The 239-nt window shown below is 62.3% G+C and carries 1 CRISPR repeat array (cut by a window edge).

Going from position 1 to position 239, the window contains the following annotated elements:
- Window position 1: 1 nt before the first annotated feature.
- Window positions 2-239: direct repeats of the CRISPR family, unit length 27 nt; unit sequence GCTCCCCGCGCATGCGGGGATGATCCC; it runs 1160 nt beyond the window's last position.

Below are 239 nucleotides of genomic sequence, written 5' to 3'. Positions count from 1 at the left end.
TGCTCCCCGCGCATGCGGGGATGATCCTACACGGCCCACTTCTCGATGGCCGCGCAGGACGTGCTCCCCGCGCATGCGGGGATGATCCTCCTGGTGTACTTTGCCATGAGACCCCCCTAGAGTGCTCCCCGCGCATGCGGGGATGATCCCTTCATCGACCCGGGGGGAGAAAACGATGATTAGTGCTCCCCGCGCATGCGGGGATGATCCCTGGGAAAGGACATCAAAATGTGGTGGAA

The sequence above is a fragment of the Olsenella uli genome (genome assembly GCF_901212655.1).
GTDB lineage: Bacteria > Actinomycetota > Coriobacteriia > Coriobacteriales > Atopobiaceae > Parolsenella > Parolsenella uli_A.
Note: the sequence above shows the minus strand (reverse complement) of the source record. Positions and strands in the feature narration are given on the sequence as shown.